The organism is Trichococcus paludicola (genome assembly GCF_003052295.1).
GTDB classification, from domain to species: domain Bacteria; phylum Bacillota; class Bacilli; order Lactobacillales; family Aerococcaceae; genus Trichococcus; species Trichococcus paludicola.
Genome location: NZ_QBLC01000001.1, coordinates 300,423 through 321,587, shown reverse-complemented (window position 1 = coordinate 321,587; position 21,165 = coordinate 300,423). Strand labels below are relative to the sequence as shown.

Below are 21,165 nucleotides of genomic sequence, written 5' to 3'. Positions count from 1 at the left end.
TTCCCTTTTCTGTCGTATAGTAGTTATTATAGAGAGCGTTTCCAATCCTGTATTGCAAATATGTTCCTCAAATTATATAATGGTGCCAACAATGCTCAGGAGGCGTGAATAATGGATCTATCTTCTTTTTTGGACTACTTTTACTTTTCCTACTACATTCCGGTCTACTTATGTAAAAATCAGGAAGTGATCCGCGCAGTCCCGTCACAAGGAGAAGACACCCATCCCCCGGAAGATTATTTGGCGCTTTTGACGGGAGATCCTTCCAAAAAGATCACCTATATCATGACTTCCTTCCACTCTTATTACGGCTGTGTGCACTTGGAAGGGAATCAGCATCTCCTGATTGGGCCAGTGAATGATTTCGCCTATTCGGAAGACTCGTTGGCGGCGATACAAAAGGAATTTGGCGTCGCGGATGCCGATTCTCCTACCTTCAGCGATTTTTTCAAAAAGATACCTTCCCAAAACTGGGACTCTTTCATCAATACGTTGCTGTTTGTCGACTTCCTTTTGAATGGAACCAAACTGACAAAAAAAGAGGTTGCGCTCATTTCCCCGCAGCAGTCCAATATGCCCATCCATGAAGAATTTGTACTGACGAATGCTCTGGAAAAAGAGGAAGGTGCCCTGTATAACACCTTCAACGTAGAGGAAGCGATGGTGCGTTTTGTCGAGACCGGCCAAGTCGAGAAATTGAAAGAATTCGCCAACCAAGCCAGATACGCAAAAATAGGTGCGATTGCGCCGGGCGCTCTGCGGCAATGGAAAAATTTGTTTATTGTCAGCGTCACGCTTGTTTCCCGGGCTGCCATGCGAGGCGGACTCTCCCCGAGTACAGCTTACCAATTATCGAATGTCTATCTGCAGCAAGTGGAACGGTTGGCCGATGTGGAGGCTGTCAAAGCGCTCCTTTGGCAAGTCCAATTCGATTATGCGCAACGGGTAGCCGATTCCGCAATTCCGCTCCATGCCGACAAAGTACTGCATGAAGTGGTCCAATACATCCGCAACAACACGAATAAATCCCTTACTGTAGCGGAAATCGCGGACCGCGTGGGCTACACCCGCACATCTCTTTCCAGAAAGGTAAAAAAAGAACTTGGTTTCAACCTGAGTACTTTCATCAGGGATACAAAATTGGAGGAAGCCAAAGATTTGCTGTCCTATTCCATGCAAAGCCTAGGCGAAATCAGCAATTATCTCTGTTTCTCCAGCCAAAGCCACTTCCAAAAAGCCTTCAAAGATTATGTAGGCATCACGCCGGAGAAATACCGGAAATCTTTTTGGCAGGTTGAGCAGCAAAAAGCTCACACCGGTGATTCCCTTGAGGTGCCGCATACAACATAAAGACGCAGGGACTGCAAGCTACAGAAATAACCCGTCAAAAGCATTTTGGCGGGGAAAATCAGTTCAAATCAGAGTCAGAAAACCCGCCAAAACCACCTTGGCGGGGAAAAACGCTCGCGGACAACACGAGATTCCCCTTCAAAACCAATTTGGCGGGGAATCACGCCATGAACGCGAACCCCACAAGGCAATCATATAAGCCAATCGACAAAAAGAAGAGCCGCAATGCTCACAGGCATTCGGCTCTTCTTTCATCGTTCTACAATTCGTGGAAAATCGGCTGCATCCCTTCAAAGGTGCAGTACTGTTCATACCCCAACGCCTTTAATTCCAACTTTGTATCTTCAATATATGCCCCCAGGTGATGCTTTTCATGGCTGTCGCTGCCGATGGTTATAACCTTGCCGCCCAAGTCCTTGTAGAGCCTCAAAACGGCTCTGGATGGCGTCAGATCCTTCAGGCCATATCTGTGGGAGGACGTGTTCACTTCGATTCCTTTGCCGTCCTGGATGACCTTCTTGAGAATTTCGGTGATGATCTCCTCTACCGCTTCGAATGGGTAATCCCCTTTCATGTCATAGCGCTTGATCAGATCAAGATGACCCAGCACACTGTAGTCTTTGTAGCGGGAGATGACATCCAGGATTTCTTGATAGTAACTATCATTGTATTCTTTTTGGGTTTTCCCGTTCTGGAAGTCCTGAGTCCAAAACTCTTTGTCTCCGACCTGATGGCAGGAAAGGATCACAAAATCCAGTTCAAAGCGATCGTACAACTTTTGGAAAACTTCGATGGTATGGGTTTGCATCCCGAATTCCAAGCCTGTCCGGATGGCGATGTTTTCCGCATACTTTTCCTTCAAGCGGCCTAACTCTTCAAAATAAGCCGGATAATCGACGTTCAGGATCTTTCCGATTTTTTCCTCTTCCGACAAGTTTTCCGGATCGACCTTGATGCCGTAGTCGACGTGGTCCGTGAAGCAGATTTCCGCCATCCCCAATCCGATAGCATCCTTTACGACGTCTTCCATCGGGTAGACGGAATCATCGCTGTAATACGTATGGACATGATAATCGCAGAACATTATAGCCCTCCTTTTTCCCGTCGATAAACTCGGTCTATCGACTGTGTATACATTTATTTTAACATCCGAAACTCAAAAAAACTTCAAGCGAACCACTAAAGGTTTGCTTGAAGTTTTTGGTTTGATACAAAATTATTGTACGTCGATGGAAACATCGATTGTTTGTAACGGAACATCGTAGAATCTGTCTTCTCTGCGTCCCAGGAAGTCTTTTGCTTGTTGCGGGAACAAAGCGTACATCAAGACGTCTTCCGTAGATTTAGCGTATTGACTGATCTCTTTTTCAAATTTAGGCATTTGCGGCAAGATCAGATCGGCAGGTCTCACAGTTGTGATGCCTTCGTTGCCGATGATTTTTTTCGTGATTTCTGCAGAAATCGCTACTGGCGGTTTGCCGTATTGACCTCTTACATATTCTTTGATTTCGTTAGGCACAAGTTTGTAGCGCTCGCCTGAGATGACGTTCATCAAGGCTTGCGTACCGACCATTTGCGATAACGGTGTAACCAATGGAGGATAGCCTAAGTCCGCGCGCACTTTCGGAACTTCTGCCAATACATCGTCGTATTTGTCCTGCAGGCCTTGTTCAGTCAGTTGGCTCAACAAGTTTGAAAGCATGCCGCCTGGTACTTGGTACAGCAATGTTTTCGGCTCGACGTCCTTCACTTTAGGGTTCAGGATACCATCGTTGCGGAAACGATCGCGGATCGGTGCAAAGTGATCCGCGATTTCTGCAAGTTTGTTCATATCAAGACCCGTGTTATATCCCAGACCTTCCAACGCGATTGCGACGGATTCCGTAGCCGGTTGGCTTGTTCCGCCAGCAAACGGAGAGATGGCTGTATCGATGATGTCAGCACCTGCTTCAACAGCTTTCAAGTACGTCATTTCAGCAATGCCGCTTGTCGCATGTGTGTGGACTTCCAATGGCAAATCAACTGCAGCTTTGATTTTGCTTACCAATTCAAAAGCGACGGCTGGCGTCAAAACGCCTGCCATATCCTTGATGCAGATGGAATCTGCGCCCATTTTAGCCATTTCCTTCGTCAAGCCGACGAAATAGTCGACTGTGTGGAATTCGCTGGTTGTATAAGAGATGGCAGTCTGGCAATGGCCGCCAGCTTTTTTGGTGATATCGATGGCTGTCTTCAGGTTGCGCAAGTCATTCAATGCATCGAAGACACGCACAACATCGATTCCGTTTTCGATCGATTTTTCGACAAATGCGCTGACGACATCATCGGAATAGTGTTTGTATCCCAATAAGTTCTGGCCACGTAAAAGCATCTGCAATTTTGCATTTTTGACTTCTTTACGGATCGTGCGCAGACGTTCCCAAGGATCCTCGTTCAAGTAACGGATACAAGAATCAAAGGTGGCGCCTCCCCACATTTCGATGGAGTGGTAGCCGGCTTCATCCATGGTTTTGATGATCGGCAACATATCTGAAAGTGGCATACGTGTTGCAATCAAACTTTGTTGACCATCACGCAAGACCGTTTCCATAAAACGGATTTCTTTAGTCATGTAATTGGTCACTTCCTTCTTGTATTATTTTAGAAATGGCATCTTGCATTTCTTCTATGGTGTGGCGACGGCTTCGGCCGCAATCTTTTGCATCACGATTGCAGATGAAGCAACGTCTCGTATTCAGGCCTAATTCGGTCCGGCTGATGCTCTTCAGATCATTACCTTCCATCCAAAGAACATCCAAGTCAAACAATCGGCCGAAAGGATGCGTTTCTTCGATCATCACCATTTTTTCTTTCAGTTGTGCTGGCGTCAATGGCGAAAGGAAATAATATTCCGCCCCTGTCTTCAGGTTCCGGTAGAGGGAAGCTTGCGGCAGATCATTGCCCACCACTTCTTCTATGCGTTCCAGAACTTCAGTAAAGACAGCTTCCAACTGTTGATTATTTTTTATCGGACCCGGGATATTCATGAGTGCCATCAAGAGGCTGTCCTCTTTCTGGCTGCTCAATAATTCCCGTTGGATGGCGACACGTTTTTCACGCACCGCCAACATTTCTGCTAAAGTGACGCGTTCTCCTTCAGTAAAAAGGGTTGAATTAGACATTTTTTACCACATCGATTATCGTGCCATCACGGTATTCGATTAAAGCAACTACTTTGTTCCCGTATTCAATAGGTTCTGGTGCTCCTACTACAGAATATGCAATGTCTTTTAATTGTTCAATTGTAAATTGAGGAACATCAAGATTACTGAAGTGTTCAATTAAATCTTTACGTTCAGGATTGATAGCAATACCAACTTCGGTAACAACTACATCTACACTAGCACCTGGTGTAACGACAGTATTTACTGTATCAACAATTGTTGGGATACGTCCACGAATAAGTGGTGAAATAACCAAACTCATTTTACATGCTGCACTTGTATCTGAGTGTCCGCCTGAAGCGCCACGAATAACACCATCAGAACCTGTTATAACATTCACGTTAAAGTCGGTATCGATTTCTAGCGCAGATAAAATAGCTGTATCCAATTGATTGATGACAGCGCCTTTGCTTAATGGAGAAGCATACATGTTTGCATCAATTTCATAATGGTTAACATTATTTCCTAAAGAAACAGCAGATGGATGGTCAAAATCTTGCACGTCGATGATTTTTCCAACAAGTCCTTCTTCAAGCAATTCTACCATTGCGTTAGTAATACCACCTAAAGCAAAGCTAGCTTTGATACCATCTTCAATCATAGAATCTTTCAAGAAGCGCGTTACAGCAAGAGATGCTCCACCGGTACCTGTTTGGAAAGAGAAACCTTGTTTATAATAAGGAGAATTAATGATTACTTTAGAAGCATATTCTGCAATCAATAGTTCTTTAGGGTTTTTAGTGAACCGTGTTGCCCCTTTAGCAATTCCTTCAGGATCGCCAATTGCATCAACGACAACAACATAATCAACATCTGTTTGAGGAATACTGATTGGAGTGTTTGGATAAGGCATCAATGAGTCAGTAATAGCGACAACTTTATCAGCATACTTTGCATCTACCATAGCATAGCCTAAAGATCCGCACGTTGTTTTTCCTGATGTTCCATTCACATTACCATATTCATCAGAACTTGGAGCGCCTAAGAAAGCAACATCGATATGGATATCTCCACGGACGATTGCTCTGGCACGTCCACCATGAGAGCGAATCACAACAGGGTTTTCCATGATACCTTGGGAAATAGCTGCCCCAACTTTATCACGTAATCCGCTTGATGTAATGTTTGTCACAACACCTGATTTAATATGTCCAATTAATGGTTCATGAATATTTGCAATGGAGCTTGGTGCGATAGAAATGTTTTTGAAACCCATTTTAGCAATTTGATCCATAACCATGTTCATTACGAAGTCGCCTTCGCGGAAATGATGGTGAAAAGAAATTGTCATGCCGTCTTTAAGTCCTGTTTTTTCAATCGCTTCACGAATGCTACCTAACATCTTTTTGTCGTTAGGCTTTACAGGATGAAGTTTACGAGTAGACTCTTCGTAATCAGCGATGTTTGCTAATTCCCCGTCATAAACACCGTATTGTTGAGCAAATACTTCAGGAATGTCTTTTCCAACTTTATTGATGGCCATTATTAAATTTCCTCCTCGTTAATCAGTTTAGCCGCTTTGGCCAATGCAATAACGCGTTGTGCACGTTCAACAATTGGTTTGTCAACCATCTTACCCTTCAATGAGATAACGCCTGAACCTTTTTCTTCTGCTTCTCTGATTGCCCAGATAACTTCTTTTGCATTTTGAATTTCTTTTTCTGTTGGTGCGTAAATCTTGTTCACGATTGGGATTTGACGAGGATTAATAACAGATTTACCATCAAAACCAAGTTGTTTAACAAGTTCAACTTCTCTGGAGAAGCCCTGTACATTTTCAACGTCAGAGTAAACTGTATCAATAGCAGCAATTCCAGCTGCACGAGCAGCATGAAGAATGTAGCTTCTTGCGAAGAACAATTCTTGTCCGTCAGGGTAGCGTTTTGTTTTCATGTTTGTTACGTAGTCTTCTGCGCCTAATGCAATCCCGATTAAACGAGTAGATGCTTTTGCGATTTCACGAGCATTCAATGTACCTTCAGCAGATTCGATGGCTGCCATCATTTTAGTTGTTCCGATTTCGATACCATATTTTGTTTCGACTTCAGTGATTACTTCATCTACATCAATGATATCTTGAGCAGTTTCTGTTTTTGGGAGTCTGATAACATTTACGCCAGCCAAAACTACAGCTTCAATGTCTAGTTTTCCAACAGTGTCTAAACTATTGATACGTACAACTGTTTCTGATTTGCTGTAATCAAACGTTTTCAATGCAAAATGCACCAATGTGCGGGCTGAATCTTTTTCTTTCAGAGAAACAGCGTCCTCCAAGTCAAACATGATTGAATCAGCACCATACAGGGGTGCATCCCTAAGCATTGCAGCATTTGCGCCAGGGACAAACATCATCGTTCTTCTTAAACGTTCCATGTGTCCATCTCCTTCCAGTTGTAGTCGTCGTTTTCAGCAGCACGATGAATGGCTGTTACTGTGCGCGCTTCGATCGTGCAATCCAATGCGCCTTTGTCAACAGCGGATACTTTCGCGCTTGTGATGCCCAGATTTTTAAGTGTTGCGATGATGACTTCCTCGATACGATCGCCATATTGTTTTTCCACGCTTGAATCCAGTGTCACTGCAACTTCATTGTTATCACTAGGTTCAACGACAATCATGATGTCACTTGATTCAGTCGTTCCAGCTACTGCATATTTTTTAATTTCCACTTTTTTCACCCCTAAATTTGTCTTTTCCATAATTTTCTGCCAAATAAATATAAGTTGTTGGTGGTACAAGTTTTTTAATTGTTTGAAAATCATCTTCTTTCAATGCTTTTCGTACACGTGTAGCACTGATGACCTGTCCATCCAGTTCGATCCGGGGAACGACTGTCAGGGCAAGCGTATCAGAAAAAATCTCACGCATACTCTCGTTATATACCTCTGTAACGGGGGATAGTGGTTCTTCCCCTACAAAGCGCGTTTTGATCTGGAGAGCAGGCGCGATCCTCTCCTTGAACAAGGTTGCATCCAGCGTTGCCTGTACGCGGGCTATGCTTTCTACTGCCTGATCCTTCAGAAAGTAGGATGGGAAAGTAGCGGATGACACTTGGTAATCCCTTGTCGGGAGGATGACCACATTCGGAAGGTGCTGTGTGCCCGCCTTGACAAGCATTGATCGCTCTTCCGTCGAAAATTCGGAGCGATCATCGGACAGGACAAAAAGATAGAGAATATCGACTTGTGCAGCAGCCGTTTCAACTAAGTACAAATGACCTTTAGTGAACGGATTCGCATTCATTACGATGGCTCCCGCATGATCGGCATCCCTCTTATGGCTTTCAAGCAAGGCCATGTAGTCCGAAAAATCGGGTGAGCCTTGTTCCATAAAGAGAATCGTGTTTGTGCGGATGATCTCTTTAAAACCCAGAGATGCAAAGGAAATCGCCACACAGGGCTTCGTGTACAAAAAGAAGTGGATAATGCCCTCATCATGAAGCTTGGAAGATAAAGCCATCACGATTTTTGTCAATAAATTTTCGCTTTGATATTCAGGATCGACAGCGACAAGTTTGATGATGTTTTGATAAGTCGATCCGGTAGCGACTAATTTGTTTCGGTCGTAAAGGCCTACTGTATAGTCGACTTGCTCGTCCGGGACAAGTCCGCCTAAGAACAATAAATCCTCCCAAGCTTTTTTGTCTGCTGGAACACGCGTTATCCAGATTCTTTTCAGTTCATACATAGGTAAGCCTTCTTTGTTTTATTTTTAGGCTGGAAAACGTTTGATCAGTACAATCGATACAACATACAGGAGGAATAGGACTAGGAAGATGCCGCCCATACCGAAAATCATCAATTCAAATGCAATTTTTAAAGCTTCTGGATCATATACCATAATAATTCTCCTTTCAATGAACCTTCTTAACTAAAGAAGGCAAGTACTAAACCACCAGCGATTACCGATGCAATTTGTCCGGATACGTTCGCACCGACCGCATACATCAAAATAAAGTTTTGAGGATCTTCATCCGTAGCCATTTTTTGGATAACACGGCTTGACATCGGGAAGGCGGAAATACCGGCTCCACCGATCATTGGGTTAATTTTTTCAGTTCTGAACAAGTTCAGCAGTTTTGCGAACAATACGCCGCCGATTGTATCCATGATGAAGGCAACCAAACCGAAAGCGATGATCATCAATGTTTGGAAATTCAAGAACAATTCAGCCTGCATTTTGACGGAAATCGTAAGACCCAACAGGATACTGATGATGTTTACCAATTCGTTTTGGGCAGTCAATGAAAGTCTGTCCAAGACGCCACATTCGCGCAACAAGTTACCGAACATCAGGAAACCTACCAACGGAAGGGAAATTGGTGCGATAAAACCGGCAACGATCGTAATGATGATCGGGAAAAGAATTTTTGTCAATTTGGATACGCCTTCCGCTTTATAAGTCATGCGGATGCGACGTTCTGCTTTGGTAGTGACAGCTTTGATCGCGATCGGTTGGATGATCGGAACAAGCGCCATGTAGGAATAAGCAGCAACAGTGATCGGTCCTAGTAGATTAGGCGCCAACTGGTTGGATACGAAGATGGCTGTCGGGCCATCAGCAGCACCGATGATACCGATTGAAGCGGCTTCTCTGATATCAAATCCGAAGAAGATAGCGACAACGATTGTAAAGAAGATACCGAATTGAGCGGCAGCACCGAATAATAACATGAACGGGTTTTGCAATAGCGGACCGAAATCGATCATGGCACCGATACCGATGAAAATCAGTAACGGGAACAGCTCTGTGCTGATACCTGCTTCGAAGAGAACATCCAAAACGCCCTCTGATTCAGATCCGTTGACCATTTGAGTCAGAACGCCTGTACCTGGAAAGTTGACCAAGATGGTACCAAGTCCCATAGGCACCAATAATGTAGGTTCGTACTCTTTCTTTATTCCTAAATAAATCAGGGTGGCTCCGATAAGCATCATCACGATTTGGCCCATCGTAATGGATGTAATTCCTGCTAATAATGTCTCCATTTATTCACTTCCTCCTAATAAAATAATTATGCGATGGTGATTAATGCATCGCCGGCATTTACGACTTGCCCTTGGTTCACATGGATTCCAGCTACTTTACCAGCATGGTTTGCGACAACTTCATTTTCCATCTTCATTGCTTCAAGGATCATCAATGGTTGGTTTTCTTTAACTTCATCGCCGATGTTCACTAACACTCTTAAGATAGTTCCTGGCATTGGGGATGTCATTGCGTCTCCTGAAGCTGCTGAAACTGGCACTGCAGCTGGTGCTGCTTGTTCTGCTGGTGCTGCTACTGGAGCTGCCGGTGCTGCTGCAACTGGTGCTTGAACCGGTTGTTGCACGCCGCCGATTTCTTCCATTTCCACTAAGTATTCCTTACCATCGATTGCAATCTTAAATTTTCTTAACATTTATAATTCCTCCTTATTATTTAACCTGACTTATTTTTTTTACGACAAATTTACTTTCAGGCATGGTGCCTGCCGCAATACTTGCGGAAATCAGCGAAACAAGATGAGCCTCGGGATTACGCTTCATAATATTCTTTACCACAAACTGCGATTTAGGATGATCTCCTGCAGCGATTGCTGTCGCGATGACACTGACTAATTCATATTCATTCGGATCAGTGGGTATAAAAGCTGGAATTTCAATCAGATCACTCACGGGTGCACTTGCTGAAACAGTTGCTGGCGGTGCTTGCTTAGGCGCTATTGTGTCCTTTTTCCCAAAGAAACCTTTGAAAAAAATCATTTTCTCACGTCCTTTCTATGGATTTAATCCCATTATAGAAATTTCTCTCATTAAAAACAGGTCATTACGCCTGTTTTATTGTTTTTTTTATGTTCTCAAAAACGACCAAACACTAAAAACGTTGTCATATCAACGTTCGGAGGCATTTAAGACTTTTTTAATATTTGGTTAAGCCGCATTTAAGAAAGCGTTTCAATTCGAGTGTGTTTTTCGTGTTTTTTTAAAGTAACGGCTTTCAATTGACTTGCAAAGTAACTATTATTGCTCTTAGAGAGACAGCCCAAACAACTTCGGGTTTTTTAAATTAGAAGAAATGTGAATCGATTCACTTACTTATTTAAATACAGAAGCGGTCAGGCACTCTCAAAAAACTTTTTTATAGTCGGAAGGAGAAAAAAAATGTTACTTACAGTATTGTCTTATGGAATGATCGCGATCTTCATGTACGTGATCATGAAAAAGAAATTATCACCGTTCACCGCATTAGTAATCATCCCACTTGTTTTTACGCTTATCGCTTTGGCAACGGGTGTTACCTCTGGAAACATCGGGGAATTTGTTTTGGAAGGGGTAACCACAACTTCTAAAACTGGTATCATGTTATTGTTCGCTATTCTTTACTTCTCTATCATGTTGGATACTGGTCTATTCGACCCTATCACTAAAAAAATGATCCACTTCGCTAAAGGCGATCCTATGAAAGTATTGATGGCAACTGCTGTCGTTGCTGCCACTGTTTCCTTGAATGGTGACGGTACTACAACAACTTTGATCTGCTGTTCAGCTTTTATTCCTATCTATAAGAAGTTAAACATGAACTTGATGAACCTTGCTGTCTTGGTTATCCTGCAAAACACAATCATGAACTTGCTTCCATGGGGCGGTCCTACTGCTCGTGCAATGGCTGTTCTGGAAGTTGATGCAAGCATCCTTTCTTACCTTGCTCCTGGTATGATATTGGCTTTACTTTATGTCACTTTCTGGGTTGCTCCACACATGGGCCGCAAAGAACGCGCTCGTCTAGGCGTTAAAGTCCTGACTGATGAAGAAATCGATGAAATGACTACTGTTACTGATCCTGAAACACAAGAAATCCGTCGTCCACAAAACTTCGCTTTCAATGGTATCCTTACAATCGGCTTGATCGGTTGGTTGGTTGCTGGATCATTTATCGAAGCTATCTCAATGCCACCTTTGATGTTGTTCTTGGTTGGTACGTGTATCGCTTTGATGGTCAACTACCCTGCTCTTAAAGATCAATCTTCTCGTATCGGCGCAAACGGCGGCGACGCTGTTCAAGTAGTTATCTTAGTATTCGCAGCTGGCGTATTCATGGGCTTATTCCAAGGTTCAGGAATGGCTACTGCTTTGGCAGAAAGCTTCGCAACAATCATTCCTAAACAATTAGCAGGTTTCTGGGGAATCATCATCGCCCTTATCTCTGCACCAGGTACTTTCTTCATCTCCAATGATGGCTTCTACTTCGGTGTATTGCCTGTATTGGCTGAAGCTGGTCGCTCTTACGGATTCACAAACATGCAAATGGCTTTGGCTTCCCTGATGGGTCAAGCGTTCCACTTACTTAGCCCATTGGTAGCATTCATCTACCTGTTGCTTCGTTTGACTGGATTGGACATGGGCGCTTGGCAGAAAGAATCTGCGAAATATGCATTGGGAATTTTCGTTATCTTCCTAGTGACAATCGTATTGTTCGGCCAAATGCCGCTTTACATCCCACAATAAAGAAACGTATAATCCTTATAAGGACTGGAAAGCCGGGCGACTCTGCTCGGCTTTTTAGTATAAAGGAATCGCTCTCATAAAGAACTAACCAACAATTAACCAAAAAATAATAGGATGAAGGGGAAAAAGATGAGCACTATAATCAAAGCAGTCAGCAAAAACTTAGACCTTAGCCAAAACAAGCCACTCAAAGACTTGATTTACGAAGCTTTTCGCAAGACCGTCATTTTAGGCGAAATCCCAGCTGGAGAACGCATCAACGAAAAAGAGTTCTCCGAAAACATGAACATCAGCCGCACACCCATCCGCTACGCTCTGAAAAAGTTGACCGAAGAAGATTTAGTGAAACACGTCCCTGGAGTCGGCGTTGTCGTAAAAGGCATCAGCATCAAAGATGCGTACGAAATTTATGATATCCGCAAAGCGCTGGATACCCTCGCTACCACAACAGCCATGAAGCTGATGACAGCCGAGGATTTCAAAGTGATGCGCCTGCATTTGGAATATTGCGAAATGCTGAATCAGGAAGATAAAGTTGAAGAATTACAGCAAAAATTTTTTGAGTTCAACGATTTCATATACGAAAAAAGCCAGATGCAACGCTTGAAGTCCATCGTTTTGAAGCTTTCGGAATACTTGATGTACTTCAGGGACATCTCGATCAGTTCGAAGGAAAGACGTGATTTTGCATTGGCGGAACACTGGTTGATCTACCGCGGGATGAAGACACAGGATGCGCTCCAGATCCAACTCATCACCCATGAACATTTGGATCACTCGCTGAATTTTATCGTCAAAGAAATGGAGAAACGTAAAATTGACTTTGAAACCAATGAATGAGCTGCTTGTCGAAATTGCCGGGCAAGCCGAGAAAGCTCTCCTTTATGAGGTAGCATTGACGCCAAAACCTGGTCTGGTGGACCGCAACAACAGCGGTGCCCACTCCGACATGGACTTCTTTACTTTCTTGGACAGCATCGTCAGCCTAAGCCCTTACCTGTACCAATATGTAAAATTAGGAATGGAACATGAAGGAACCGCAAAAGAGTTGTTCCACAAAGTCCGCTCAATGGGCGTCCATGCCGAAAAAGCGATGTTGGCTGCCACCAAAAACATCAATACCCATAAAGGGGCCAACTTCTCTTTCGCGGTACTGTTGGGGGCGACTGGCGCTTGCATTGGTCGGGGTCTGCAGCCTCCTTTCACACAAAATGATACACAAGAAGTACTCTCCTATGCCCAAGAAATGAGTCATGGATTGGTGACGGATGATTTTGCCGATCTCGCAGCCAAAGACTCCTTGACGTATGGAGAAAAATTATACCTCAGCTATGGCGTCACCGGTATCCGCGGTGAAGCCGAAGCCGGCTACCCTGCCTTGAGCCAACTGATTTTGCCCTTTTTAAGAGCAAATCAAAGCCAGCCCATTGAAACGCTATTATTAAAGGCGCTGCTCCTGTTGATGAGCCAAGTTGAAGATGGCAACATCATCCACCGCGGAGGCATCGACGCCTGGCAGACAGTCAAAACGGAAGCAAAACAACTCCTGCAAGATTCACATGAAGGAAACCTGAAAGAGTTGATGTACAGCTATGACCTGATCTTGATAGAAAGACACTTGAGCCCAGGCGGAGCTGCCGATCTTTTATCCTTAGGTATCTTTTTTGCAAAATTGGAAAATCTTCTCTGATCTTATTCGCCGTCCGGGCTGAACGTATAGCCTATTCCCCAGACAGTCTTCAAATAACGCGGCTTTTTCGAGTCATCCTCAATCTTGTTGCGCAGATAACTGATGTAAACCATGATCAGATTATTGTCCATTTCCCCATCATTCCATACATTCGCATAGATCTGCTCCTTCGAAAAGACTTGATTCGGATTTTCCAGGAAAAACAGCATCAATTGGATTTCTTTGGATGATAGGGCGATATCCTGCCCCCGCTTCTGCAGTTGATACAGGTTTTTATCGAAAGTAAAATCGCCCACTTTCAATACACGGCTGTTCGGATTTGTTTTTTGTGACTGAATGGTCTTCATTCTTTGCAACGTGCTCAAAATTTGAGCACGCAAAAGATTAGGTGAAAAAGGTTTTGTAATATAATAATCCGCCCCTGTTTCGAGACCGTTGATGATATCGGTCTCGCTTTTTTTGCCGCTTATAAATATAATAGGGGTTAACGGGTAGTCAGCACGGATCAGCTGCGCCAGATGATAGCCGTCATTCTCATATTCCAGACTGATATCCAACAGAAAAAGATCAAAAGTCACACGGGTCATAATATCCAGTGTTTTTTCGATGGAATCACTTTGGTAAATAAGAACACCCGTTGATTGCAGCGACTTCCAAATAAGGCGCCGGATTGCGATATCGTCATCAACGACGAGTATTTTTTGATTATTCATATTTTTCCTCCTCAATGTTCTCTAGTTTCGCAAGCAGAACATCGTTTTGTCAACTGATAATTTACATACTGTGTATTTTTTAAGAAAGGGCTCTTATGATGGAAAATAAACCAACGACACGTATCATCAACATCATCATGACAGGGTTATTCATCATCATCGCGATTACCTTGGTCACGATCGCCGGCAGCTTCTACTCCGTGGAGGAGAATGCCAAGAAAAGCGGCCAGGAACAACTGATGCGCACCTTGAACTATGTGACGAACAATCTGCAACTTGTCATCGAAAACCGTTCCTTATCGCTCCAGCAATTTTCTCAGAAACTGGCTTCCGAGGATCTCCCAGAATCGCAACTCGCCGATGCCGATATAGAGGCAATCGTAGCCGCTTATCTCGGTTCCTATGCAGATCAAACGAATCTCTTGATCCAACTGGATGGCGCAGGTGTTTTCGCGAAGGCATGGCAGATCGAAGATGGGTCCCTCCAGGTACTTTCCGAAACTCGTGCCGAATCGTATCTGCAAGCAGATCCGAGTTTGAAATCGTTGTTCACTGGTGGGTCACCCGTCCAAAACAGCAGCGATTATTTTCTGGAAAATCAATCTTTCGTGAATCTTTATTCCCCCATCGTTGAAGACGATGGCCAAGTCAGCGGTTATTTTGTCGCACCGTTGAACCTTGAGAACATGTTCAAGGCGGAAATATTCAGCGACACCAGTGATTACAGTGGCTATCCCTTGGTAAAGAATGCCGATATGGAAGTCGTCATCCATCCTGTCGAAAGCCAAGTCGGACTTGATATCATCTCCGGCCGCCAAGAGCAGTTCCCGGATTTGGATCTTTCCGACCTGAGACGATTGGAGGAAGCGCAGCTTACCCAAGAACAAGGGACGCTCAGCTACTACTCCTATTGGTGGGACGAAGAGAATCCGACCAAGGTCCTGAAGTTGGGTGCCTTCGAGTGGATCGACATTGGTGCAGCCCACTGGGTAGTCGCACTGAACTCGGATTTCTACGAGCACAACCGCGTTCCTATACAAAACAATTATATCCTATTAAGTCTATTATTGCTGATTTCTGCTATAATTCTCATCTTCATCCTTTTGATAAGGGGCTACAACAAAAAGAATCAGGCTTACGAAGAAAGCCAACGCCTCATCGAAAAACAAAAATTCGAAAATGAGCGCCATCAACTGGAAAAACGGATCCTGAAAGAAAGCAAACTGGAAGCAATCGGACTTTTGACCACGACCATTGTTCACGACATGAATAATTTTCTTACCCCTATCCTGGGAAATGCTCAGCTGTTGATGGATGACTACGCCGAGAACGAGGAATTGGTCAGCGAACTGAAGGAAATCTACCTTGCGGCGGAAAAAGGCAAGGATCTCTCAACAAACGTATTGCGTTTTTCCAAAGTCAGCGAAGGACAACAAGATACCGCGCACGATCTTTCGCAAGTGCTCAAGGACACCATTTCCGAAATCACGATCCTGACGCCGAAGAGCATCACAGTCGAGAGTGACATCGCTCCTGGCATCTTGGTTGAAGGCTTCGATAAGCAGGACTTGCAGGTGGTCCTGTATAACCTTCTGACAAACGCCTTCCAAGCGATCGATACGCGTCCCGGCAATGTCAGGATCAGGCTGAAAAAAGCTGATGCCGAATGCAACGCCGAATTGCAGAAGCGTTCGATTGTGACGAAGGACAAGGAATTTGCGGTCTTATCCATCACAGACGATGGACCCGGCATCGCGGAAGGATTGGAGAGCAATGATCTGTTCGACCCTTTCTTCACTACCAAAGGCATCAATGGGTCCGGCTTGGGACTGTTTGTGGTTTCTTCCATCGCTGATAAATATGATTGGCAAATCAGACTGGACAGAGCCCAAAAAGGTTTGACGGTCTGCATCAATATCCCACTCCAAAAAAATTGACACAAAAACAAATGAAAACCAACAGCATTATTCCTGATTGACGGGACAATGCTGTTGGTTTTTTCATTTCAAATCAGGAGTTAACCGATTTGCTGGCACTTACAGAGACTGGACAATCTGGTCAAACGCATGGATGGCTTCATCCGGAAGCGGACATTCGGGATGTTCTTGGTTGAACGTCTGCAGGAATTCCGTGCGCATTGTCATCCGTTCTTTAACCAGTTTCTTGTAATTCTCATCTTCCAACGGCGGTTCATATTCAGGCACGTCCAAGTATGCCAAACCGGTCCCGTTCCCGAAAGGTTTGAATACGGCGGTCTCTTCGACGATGCTTTCGATTACGCCGAGCGTGATGTCTTTGGTGATGTCTTTGTTCAGGAAAGCGCCGGTATTGATGATATAGCAATCCACTGCTTCTTTGCTCAGGAGGGCTTTAAAATCTTCGTAATCTTCGATCAACGGGTAGACGCGGAATGGGTTGGCATAAGGTTCGATAACCAATCGGTCTCTATCTTCGCCCTTTCTTGCGGTTTCCGCTGTTGAGCGTTTCGTTGCCAATGTTGCTCCAAATGTGGCGGCAAGGATCGGATTCTCGATTTTGACAAGCGGTGGCAAGGCATCATCTTTCATGATCCAGTAGACGCCCTCGATCCCCGAATGGAATTTGTCCACTCTGTCCGGCGTCACGTAACGCGATTTAACGGTGCGGCCATTGCCGTTGCGGATATCTTCCGTCACCAAGACCCGTTTCCCGTCCATGTCCTTCGTCACGCCTACGTTCTGCACCGTCAGGAAATATTCCTGCTCAGGATGGTCAGCCGGATAATCCTGCGTTTTGTCGAAGTAAGCCGGTTCCAATGCAATCGATGAGCCGTCAACCAGATTGATGATGAAGGCATCATCATGCAATACCTTCACTTTGTACTTTCCGTTGTGCTTCGAATGCGTCAGAGTCGATTTACCCGAACCGGACAAGCCGAAGAATGCAAAGACGCGTTTCTTGTCTTCCAACACAAATTTCTTCAGGCCGCCGTGGCAGGAAGCGTACCCGTTGCGATGCGCGGTACCCCAGGCCAATGACAGCGTGCCTTTTTTGAATTCCCCAAAATACTGCATACCCAAAATACAGGCGACGTTATGATCGGGTTCAAAGTAAGCAAGGCCAAGCGGATAATCGGGATGGCGCCAATCAGGATCTGCATAGATGTAGATATCCCCTTCATCATATTTCTTTGAATGCGCGTACAATTCGTTGTACATGTCATTGGCCCACTGGAAGTTCAACAACCAAGAATAAAGATTATTTTCGTTCCCTTCCGGAAATGCGATATGCGCTTTAATGATGAACGCTTCATCCAATCCGACATAGCCGGTTGCATGGTGGTACTTCTTGGTACGGTTCTGGTAGATGACATCACGGACGATCGCGATCAATTGTTCGTCTTCCGCTTTGTCCTCGCCGACGATCCTTCTTGCTTTAGCGGTCCGTCCGACTATCTTTCCGCCGTTTTCGACCAGCACTTTTGCGTCTTCAGGCAGGCCCAATTTTTCCGTTTCTTTGATTGGAAGGTCGGTCACGATGACCCCTGGGGATGTTTTCGCCAACTCATAGGCTTCGGCAAGTGTCGTCACTTCATGCATATTGCTGCCGTAGAAAGCAGTTTCGACTGTAGTGCGTAATTTAGTTAACAATGGATTGGTTTTCTTCAATGCAGATCTTTGGTACGTTTCAATTGTTGCCATACTCGACCTCCGTAGTTTTGATGCCTTCATTATAGTATGCTTTTCTGTGTTTGTGCCGATAATGAGGTGTACTTATGATGTGCTTGATATTTTGAACAGTAAAAAAACACTGTACTGGTGTATTAGACTTTTTTGCATCCGAGAAGTGTTTTTTCACTGTACTATGTTTGGGAGTACACAAAAGAAACACCACATCCCGAAAGCTTAATGCTACTATAGAGTCAACTAAACAAGTAATAACGGAGGAATGAATAGTGCTTACCGTAGCCGAAGCAGTCAAAATACTCAGCAAAAAAAATATTACCCATTCAGAAGAAATGGTGCGCAGATGGATCCGCAAAGGAAAAATCAAGGATGCCGTGAAATTCAGCAACAAAGAGGGCTGGTTGATCCCTGAAGATTCATTGGAAGAAGTCATCGCAGCCAAAACCTACATGAACAGCGGCATCAAATCGACTAAGGAATACCGCAAAGGTTATCAGGATGCCTTAGCCTACATTAAGGAACGGGATTACGAACTCATCAAACAATCCCCACCTGTTTATGAGAAAGAATTCACAATTTATCGGGATAATGCCTTGGACTTGGCGGAGAACATGCTGCCGGAAACGCAACTGGCCAATCCTTTCAAAAAATTTGTGGATGATACATTGTTCAAGTGCAGCCATGCAGAACCACTGTCCTCCATCGTCGTAAAAGTATTGAATAATTGGGTGCTCGTGGAAGATACAAACGACATCTACAATATCGCAAAACTGCCGAATCTGAACGTGACTTTTGAAGATCACCTGACGCGCGCCCTTCTGCGCGACCAGTTCAACACATTCAAAAGAACAAGCTTGGCAGTCTGATTTTAATTTCATAAGAAGTTGTCCGATAACCTTTAAGTATCGGACAATCATTGCTTGCTTTCACCCGTAGTTGTCCGATAATCCATAAGTATCGGGCAACACCAGTAACACGCTACTCCAAAAAACATGGATCTGTCTCGAAACGAGGCAGATCCATGTTTTTCTTTTATATATTCTGTATCGCGACTCCGAGGAACCGGCTGCTTGGTCACATTTCCGAAAGTCTGTCCTTCACACTCTCGTATTCCTCCTGCGTGATGAGGCCTTCCGCCAATATTTCTTTTAAGCAGTTGATTTCCGCATCCAGATAATCCGGCAAAACGGGTTGCGGACTCTCGTTGGAAATTTCCTTTTCTTCAGGATGCAAGCCTTGGATTTTGTCCAAAATTACATGGAAATGAGGCTCCTTCTTCGTGGGGCTGTTGGTGGACATTTCCACAAACCAGCCATCAAACTTCATCCTTAATTCCTCTTTTCGCATCTGCGTATATTGGATACTGAAAACATCCTCTTTATGCTTATCATCCGCCATCTCTTTGGATTTGATCAGATATATTTTTTCATCGGTCACCAACACATATTTTTTCGGATTCTCTTTCATCCCGAAATGAAGGTACTCGCCTTCAGAACAATATTGCTCAGCTAATTGCAGAATAACATCTTGGCACGTTACGGACACAACTGTCTTCTCACCAATCTTCACCATGTTACCACTCCTTCTGCTTAATCCCCCGGAATTATCCAATCACTGATTTGCACGAACTGCAGTCTGCACAAATCGGTATTTACGGCTGAAATGCTATACCTCTATTATCGCATCTGGAGCGGTAAAAGTGCTGTTCTTCCGGTGTGCTTCGGCAAGTATTTCCGCCGCGGAACACTGCGCCTTCCATCAAAAAAAACAGCAGCGCAGAGGACCAGATAATGGCCTTCGCGCTGCTGTTCAATTTATATTTTTTCATGTCTGAATCGTTGGAGTTCACATAATGGAAAGTCGATCTGCGCTTTCGCAGAACATCTTCCGCTGACTCATTTCTGCTATGACCGCCGTCAAAAGATCCAAGCGATGCAAAATGGAATCCAGCTCCACATATTCATGATTGGTATGGAAAGCACCGCCGATCAGACCGATGCTGCAGACCGTCGGAACCCCGACACTAGTCGTGAAGTTAGCGTCGGATACGCCTCCCGATTTCTTGAACGAAACGACTGTGCCCATTCGCTTGCCGACATCCTCGAAGACGCTCCGCAAAGCTTTCGCTCCGGGAACGTCGACCATAGGCGGACGCTTGCCAATCACTTCGATGTCGATGCCAATCTCCATTTCGGCAGCATGAGCCTGCAGTTCCTCCAGCATATCAAAGAAGGCCGTGACGTCCGCGGGGTTTGAGTAACGGTAGTCCAGTTCCATCTGGGCGTGCTCGGGAACGACATTCGGTACGCTGCCGCCCTGGATCGTGCCCGCATTGACAGACACACCGGCAGCGTAATCGATCAAAGTATTCATGCGAACGATCCAATGAGCCAGTTCATTGATGGCACTGCGCCCTTCCTGGGGAGCATCACCGGCGTGGGATGACCGGCCCTTGAAATGGATCTTCAGTTTTTCGATGCCTTTCCTTTCCTTGATCATCGAACCGTCCGCTGAACTCGGCTCCATGACGAAGGCGAATTTGGCCGTTTTCGCTTTCTCGATGATCACTTCGCGAGAATAAAAGGAACTGATCTCCTCATCCGGATTGTGAATCACGCAGATATTGAGGTTCCCCTTCAGTTCTTCGGGCAAGTTTTCCAGCACATAAGCCGTCAACAGGCTGCAGCCTTTCATGTCATAGACACCCGGACCATAAAGCCGCTCTCCCTCTATCTTGAAAGGCCGTCTGCTCGCTTCCCCATCCAGGAACACAGTATCAGTGTGGCCGATGAAGAGCAAATCGATGGGTTCGTCCGGAGCATTCGTCGCCACCAGCACCGGCCCAACTTCCGGACCGACCGAAACCAGCTCAGTCAGAAAACCTTGCTGCCTATATTTCTCTTCCAAAAACGCCGCCACTTCCCGTGTGCCCGCAGAATTTCTGCTGCCACTGTCGATATTGACAATCGTCTCCAATTCACGTAAATACTGATTCCTATCGAAGCCCATGAACATTCCCCCTTGGCGAAATTATAACATTCACCCCTGTCTAAAATA

The 21,165-nt window shown here is 44.8% G+C and carries 21 protein-coding genes; 6 read left to right on the top strand and 15 right to left on the bottom strand.

Going from position 1 to position 21,165, the window contains the following annotated elements:
* The first annotated feature begins 111 nt into the window (after positions 1-111).
* On the top strand, positions 112-1,350 hold the full coding sequence (locus C7R56_RS01445) for a helix-turn-helix domain-containing protein (RefSeq protein ID WP_107994854.1): 1,239 nt from the start codon (positions 112-114) through the stop codon (positions 1,348-1,350).
* Between the two features lie 259 nt (positions 1,351-1,609).
* Here the strand turns inward: C7R56_RS01445 and C7R56_RS01440 are convergent, their stop codons facing one another.
* From C7R56_RS01440 to C7R56_RS01395, 11 genes are all read right to left on the bottom strand, one after another.
* A complete protein-coding gene (locus C7R56_RS01440) occupies positions 1,610-2,434 on the bottom strand; it encodes a histidinol-phosphatase HisJ family protein (RefSeq protein ID WP_107994853.1) in 825 nt (274 codons plus the stop codon).
* A gap of 132 nt (positions 2,435-2,566) precedes the next feature.
* On the bottom strand, positions 2,567-3,961 hold the full coding sequence (locus tag C7R56_RS01435; RefSeq protein WP_107994852.1) for an oxaloacetate decarboxylase subunit alpha: 1,395 nt from the start codon (positions 3,959-3,961) through the stop codon (positions 2,567-2,569).
* Positions 3,954-4,511: a citrate lyase holo-[acyl-carrier protein] synthase gene (gene citX / locus C7R56_RS01430; protein WP_107994851.1), complete on the bottom strand. Its 558-nt coding sequence runs from the start codon at positions 4,509-4,511 to the stop codon at positions 3,954-3,956. Before citX ends, C7R56_RS01435 begins: the two co-directional genes overlap by 8 nt.
* On the bottom strand, positions 4,504-6,036 hold the full coding sequence (gene citF / locus C7R56_RS01425; protein WP_106449003.1) for a citrate lyase subunit alpha: 1,533 nt from the start codon (positions 6,034-6,036) through the stop codon (positions 4,504-4,506). The genes citX and citF overlap by 8 nt, the downstream gene beginning before the upstream one ends.
* A 2-nt stretch (positions 6,037-6,038) precedes the next feature.
* Positions 6,039-6,926, bottom strand: a complete 888-nt coding sequence (gene citE / locus C7R56_RS01420) for a citrate (pro-3S)-lyase subunit beta (RefSeq protein ID WP_106449004.1) — start codon at positions 6,924-6,926, stop codon at positions 6,039-6,041.
* On the bottom strand, positions 6,914-7,222 hold the full coding sequence (gene citD / locus C7R56_RS01415; protein ID WP_086987251.1) for a citrate lyase acyl carrier protein: 309 nt from the start codon (positions 7,220-7,222) through the stop codon (positions 6,914-6,916). The genes citE and citD overlap by 13 nt, the downstream gene beginning before the upstream one ends.
* Entirely contained in the window at positions 7,212-8,231 is a 1,020-nt protein-coding gene (citC, locus tag C7R56_RS01410) for a [citrate (pro-3S)-lyase] ligase (RefSeq protein ID WP_199902968.1), read from the bottom strand. The genes citD and citC overlap by 11 nt, the downstream gene beginning before the upstream one ends.
* A gap of 33 nt (positions 8,232-8,264) precedes the next feature.
* Positions 8,265-8,393, bottom strand: coding sequence for an OadG-related small transporter subunit (locus C7R56_RS09105; protein ID WP_086988847.1), 129 nt, complete (start codon positions 8,391-8,393; stop codon positions 8,265-8,267).
* 26 nt (positions 8,394-8,419) lie between these two features.
* Positions 8,420-9,541: a sodium ion-translocating decarboxylase subunit beta gene (locus C7R56_RS01405; RefSeq protein WP_106449006.1), complete on the bottom strand. Its 1,122-nt coding sequence runs from the start codon at positions 9,539-9,541 to the stop codon at positions 8,420-8,422.
* A gap of 26 nt (positions 9,542-9,567) precedes the next feature.
* Positions 9,568-9,954 carry an acetyl-CoA carboxylase biotin carboxyl carrier protein subunit gene (locus tag C7R56_RS01400; protein ID WP_107994849.1) on the bottom strand — a complete coding sequence of 129 codons (387 nt, stop codon included), beginning with the start codon at positions 9,952-9,954 and terminating at the stop codon, positions 9,568-9,570.
* A gap of 16 nt (positions 9,955-9,970) precedes the next feature.
* Positions 9,971-10,297: a hypothetical protein gene (locus tag C7R56_RS01395; RefSeq protein WP_107994848.1), complete on the bottom strand. Its 327-nt coding sequence runs from the start codon at positions 10,295-10,297 to the stop codon at positions 9,971-9,973.
* 399 nt (positions 10,298-10,696) lie between these two features.
* On the opposite strand from C7R56_RS01395, the gene C7R56_RS01390 reads away from it, so the two are divergent.
* From C7R56_RS01390 to citG, 3 genes are all read left to right on the top strand, one after another.
* Positions 10,697-12,040 carry a CitMHS family transporter gene (locus C7R56_RS01390; protein WP_086987245.1) on the top strand — a complete coding sequence of 448 codons (1,344 nt, stop codon included), beginning with the start codon at positions 10,697-10,699 and terminating at the stop codon, positions 12,038-12,040.
* Positions 12,041-12,169: 129 nt separating this feature from the next.
* On the top strand, positions 12,170-12,880 hold the full coding sequence (locus C7R56_RS01385; protein ID WP_107994847.1) for a GntR family transcriptional regulator: 711 nt from the start codon (positions 12,170-12,172) through the stop codon (positions 12,878-12,880).
* A complete protein-coding gene (citG, locus tag C7R56_RS01380) occupies positions 12,858-13,730 on the top strand; it encodes a triphosphoribosyl-dephospho-CoA synthase CitG (RefSeq protein ID WP_327229066.1) in 873 nt (290 codons plus the stop codon). Before C7R56_RS01385 ends, citG begins: the two co-directional genes overlap by 23 nt.
* A 2-nt stretch (positions 13,731-13,732) precedes the next feature.
* On the opposite strand, the gene C7R56_RS01375 is transcribed toward citG, so the two are convergent.
* Entirely contained in the window at positions 13,733-14,443 is a 711-nt protein-coding gene (locus C7R56_RS01375) for a response regulator transcription factor (RefSeq protein ID WP_107994846.1), read from the bottom strand.
* 95 nt (positions 14,444-14,538) lie between these two features.
* Between C7R56_RS01375 and C7R56_RS01370 the strand changes: the two genes are divergently transcribed.
* Positions 14,539-16,380 carry a sensor histidine kinase gene (locus C7R56_RS01370; RefSeq protein ID WP_107994845.1) on the top strand — a complete coding sequence of 614 codons (1,842 nt, stop codon included), beginning with the start codon at positions 14,539-14,541 and terminating at the stop codon, positions 16,378-16,380.
* Positions 16,381-16,479: 99 nt separating this feature from the next.
* On the opposite strand, the gene C7R56_RS01365 is transcribed toward C7R56_RS01370, so the two are convergent.
* Complete coding sequence (locus C7R56_RS01365; protein ID WP_107994844.1) at positions 16,480-18,123, bottom strand: phosphoenolpyruvate carboxykinase (ATP); 1,644 nt, start codon at positions 18,121-18,123, stop codon at positions 16,480-16,482.
* A gap of 254 nt (positions 18,124-18,377) precedes the next feature.
* On the opposite strand from C7R56_RS01365, the gene C7R56_RS01360 reads away from it, so the two are divergent.
* A complete protein-coding gene (locus tag C7R56_RS01360; RefSeq protein ID WP_159072121.1) occupies positions 18,378-18,974 on the top strand; it encodes a helix-turn-helix domain-containing protein in 597 nt (198 codons plus the stop codon).
* Positions 18,975-19,182: 208 nt separating this feature from the next.
* On the opposite strand, the gene C7R56_RS01355 is transcribed toward C7R56_RS01360, so the two are convergent.
* Both C7R56_RS01355 and C7R56_RS01350 read right to left on the bottom strand, forming a co-directional pair.
* Positions 19,183-19,680: a hypothetical protein gene (locus C7R56_RS01355; RefSeq protein ID WP_107994842.1), complete on the bottom strand. Its 498-nt coding sequence runs from the start codon at positions 19,678-19,680 to the stop codon at positions 19,183-19,185.
* Between the two features lie 273 nt (positions 19,681-19,953).
* The gene (locus tag C7R56_RS01350) at positions 19,954-21,117 is read right to left on the bottom strand and encodes a M20 family metallopeptidase (RefSeq protein WP_159072120.1); all 1,164 of its coding nucleotides are present in this window, start codon (positions 21,115-21,117) and stop codon (positions 19,954-19,956) included.
* Between the last annotated feature and the right edge of the window lie 48 nt (positions 21,118-21,165).

Bases quoted from the DNA above. Each gene is read 5' to 3' on its own strand.
- C7R56_RS01445 (WP_107994854.1), top strand. From the start codon at position 112: ATGGATCTATCTTCTTTTTTGGACTACTTTTACTTTTCCTACTACATT.
- C7R56_RS01440 (WP_107994853.1), bottom strand. From the start codon at position 2,434: ATGTTCTGCGATTATCATGTCCATACGTATTACAGCGATGATTCCGTC.
- C7R56_RS01435 (WP_107994852.1), bottom strand. From the start codon at position 3,961: ATGACTAAAGAAATCCGTTTTATGGAAACGGTCTTGCGTGATGGTCAA.
- citX (WP_107994851.1), bottom strand. From the start codon at position 4,511: ATGTCTAATTCAACCCTTTTTACTGAAGGAGAACGCGTCACTTTAGCA.
- citF (WP_106449003.1), bottom strand. From the start codon at position 6,036: ATGGCCATCAATAAAGTTGGAAAAGACATTCCTGAAGTATTTGCTCAA.
- citE (WP_106449004.1), bottom strand. From the start codon at position 6,926: ATGGAACGTTTAAGAAGAACGATGATGTTTGTCCCTGGCGCAAATGCT.
- C7R56_RS09105 (WP_086988847.1), bottom strand. From the start codon at position 8,393: ATGGTATATGATCCAGAAGCTTTAAAAATTGCATTTGAATTGATGATT.
- C7R56_RS01405 (WP_106449006.1), bottom strand. From the start codon at position 9,541: ATGGAGACATTATTAGCAGGAATTACATCCATTACGATGGGCCAAATC.
- C7R56_RS01400 (WP_107994849.1), bottom strand. From the start codon at position 9,954: ATGTTAAGAAAATTTAAGATTGCAATCGATGGTAAGGAATACTTAGTG.
- C7R56_RS01395 (WP_107994848.1), bottom strand. From the start codon at position 10,297: ATGATTTTTTTCAAAGGTTTCTTTGGGAAAAAGGACACAATAGCGCCT.
- C7R56_RS01390 (WP_086987245.1), top strand. From the start codon at position 10,697: ATGTTACTTACAGTATTGTCTTATGGAATGATCGCGATCTTCATGTAC.
- C7R56_RS01385 (WP_107994847.1), top strand. From the start codon at position 12,170: ATGAGCACTATAATCAAAGCAGTCAGCAAAAACTTAGACCTTAGCCAA.
- C7R56_RS01375 (WP_107994846.1), bottom strand. From the start codon at position 14,443: ATGAATAATCAAAAAATACTCGTCGTTGATGACGATATCGCAATCCGG.
- C7R56_RS01370 (WP_107994845.1), top strand. From the start codon at position 14,539: ATGATGGAAAATAAACCAACGACACGTATCATCAACATCATCATGACA.
- C7R56_RS01365 (WP_107994844.1), bottom strand. From the start codon at position 18,123: ATGGCAACAATTGAAACGTACCAAAGATCTGCATTGAAGAAAACCAAT.
- C7R56_RS01355 (WP_107994842.1), bottom strand. From the start codon at position 19,680: ATGGTGAAGATTGGTGAGAAGACAGTTGTGTCCGTAACGTGCCAAGAT.
- C7R56_RS01350 (WP_159072120.1), bottom strand. From the start codon at position 21,117: ATGGGCTTCGATAGGAATCAGTATTTACGTGAATTGGAGACGATTGTC.